Genomic DNA, 2,500 nt, shown 5'->3' on the forward strand with positions numbered 1-2,500 from the left:
GGGTATAAACCCTGGCGATGACCTACTCTCGCATGGCTTAGGCCACACTACCATCGGCGCAGCTACGTTTCACTTCCGAGTTCGGGATGGGATCGGGTGGTTCCATAGCGCTAATTTCACCAGGGAGGCTTTTGGAGAGTCGCACTCGTCCCGGGGGGACAAGGCGCCAGCCTCGCATAGTTCTTGTGACGTAGCGTGCACTTGGATGCTCTTACGACGCTGTCGTAAAGCCAAGGCAACTTGAGGTTATATGGTCAAGCCACACGGATCATTAGTATCAGTTAGCTCAATACATTGCTGTACTTACACACCTGACCTATCAACCACATAGTCTATATGGTTCCTTCAGGGGGCTTGTGCCCCGGGAGATCTCATCTTGAGGCGCGCTTCCCGCTTAGATGCTTTCAGCGGTTATCGCTTCCGAACATAGCTACCCGGCAATGCCACTGGCGTGACAACCGGAACACCAGAGGTTCGTCCACTCCGGTCCTCTCGTACTAGGAGCAGCCCCTCTCAAATCTCCAACGCCCATGGCAGATAGGGACCGAACTGTCTCACGACGTTCTGAACCCAGCTCGCGTACCACTTTAAATGGCGAACAGCCATACCCTTGGGACCGACTACAGCCCCAGGATGTGATGAGCCGACATCGAGGTGCCAAACACCGCCGTCGATATGAACTCTTGGGCGGTATCAGCCTGTTATCCCCGGAGTACCTTTTATCCGTTGAGCGATGGCCCTTCCATACAGAACCACCGGATCACTAAGTCCTAGTTTCCTACCTGCTTGATCCGTCGATCTTGCAGTCAAGCACGCTTATGCCTTTGCACACAGTGCGCGATGTCCGACCGCGCTGAGCGTACCTTCGAGCTCCTCCGTTACTCTTTAGGAGGAGACCGCCCCAGTCAAACTACCCACCATACACGGTCCCCGACCCAGATAATGGGCCCAGGTTAGAACGTCAAGCACGACAGGGTGGTATTTCAAGGATGGCTCCACTGCAGCTAGCGCCACAGTTTCATAGCCTCCCACCTATCCTACACAGACGAACTCAACGTTCAGTGTAAAGCTATAGTAAAGGTTCACGGGGTCTTTCCGTCTTGCCACGGGAACGCTGCATCTTCACAGCGATTTCAATTTCACTGAGTCTCGGGTGGAGACAGCGCCGCTGTCGTTACGCCATTCGTGCAGGTCGGAACTTACCCGACAAGGAATTTCGCTACCTTAGGACCGTTATAGTTACGGCCGCCGTTTACTGGGGCTTCGATCAAGAGCTTCGCCTTGCGGCTGACCCCATCAATTAACCTTCCAGCACCGGGCAGGCGTCACACCCTATACGTCCACTTTCGTGTTTGCAGAGTGCTGTGTTTTTGATAAACAGTCGCAGCGGCCTGGTTACTGCGACCCTCTTCAGCTATAGCTCGCACGAGCCACCAAAAAGGGTGCACCTTCTCCCGAAGTTACGGTGCCATGTTGCCTAGTTCCTTCACCCGAGTTCTCTCAAGCGCCTGAGAATTCTCATCCTACCCACCTGTGTCGGTTTACGGTACGGTCTGCGTAAGCTGAAGCTTAGGAGCTTTTCCTGGAAGCGTGGTATCAGTGACTTCGCCATAAAGGCTCGTCTCGGTGCTCGGTCTTAAAGGATCCCGGATTTGCCAAAGATCCAAACCTACCGCCTTTCCCCAGGACAACCAACGCCTGGTACACCTAACCTTCTCCGTCCCTCCATCGCACTTACGCGAGGTGCAGGAATATTAACCTGCTTTCCATCGACTACGACTTTCGTCCTCGCCTTAGGGGCCGACTCACCCTGCGCCGATTAACGTTGCGCAAGGAAACCTTGGGCTTTCGGCGTGCGGGTTTTTCACCCGCATTATCGTTACTCATGTCAGCATTCGCACTTCCGATACCTCCAGCAGACTTCTCAATCCACCTTCAACGGCTTACGGAACGCTCCTCTACCGCGCATAACAAAGTTATGCACCCCAAGCTTCGGTTTTGTGCTTAGCCCCGTTAAATCTTCCCCGCAGACCGACTCGACCAGTGAGCTATTACGCTTTCTTTAAAGGGTGGCTGCTTCTAAGCCAACCTCCTGGCTGTCTGTGCCTTTCCACATGGTTTTCCACTTAGCACAAAATTTGGGACCTTAGCTGTGGGTCTGGGTTGTTTCCCTTTTCACGACGGACGTTAGCACCCGCCGTGTGTCTCCCATACAGTCCGTCTCGGTATTCGGAGTTTGCAATGGTTTGGTAAGTCGCGATGACCCCCTAGCCATAACAGTGCTCTACCCCCGAGAGGATACATATGAGGCGCTACCTAAATAGCTTTCGAGGAGAACCAGCTATCTCCGGGTTCGATTAGCTTTTCACTCCTAATCACAGCTCATCCCCGTCTTTTGCAACAGACGTGGGTTCGGGCCTCCAGTACCTGTTACGGCACCTTCACCCTGGCCATGACTAGATCACCCGGTTTCGGGTCTACTGCCCGCGACTATGCGCCC

General features: G+C 54.0%; 2 rRNA genes (1 of these 2 cut by a window edge). Both read right to left on the reverse strand.

Going from position 1 to position 2,500, the window contains the following annotated elements:
* Positions 1–9: 9 nt before the first annotated feature.
* Positions 10–124: ribosomal RNA gene (rrf, locus tag DI041_RS20965) — 5S ribosomal RNA — on the reverse strand.
* 126 nt (positions 125–250) lie between these two features.
* A 23S ribosomal RNA gene (locus DI041_RS20970) occupies positions 251–2,500 on the reverse strand; it runs 630 nt beyond the window's last position.

The sequence above is a fragment of the Stenotrophomonas maltophilia genome (assembly GCF_004920835.1).
Lineage (GTDB): Bacteria > Pseudomonadota > Gammaproteobacteria > Xanthomonadales > Xanthomonadaceae > Stenotrophomonas > Stenotrophomonas maltophilia_AQ.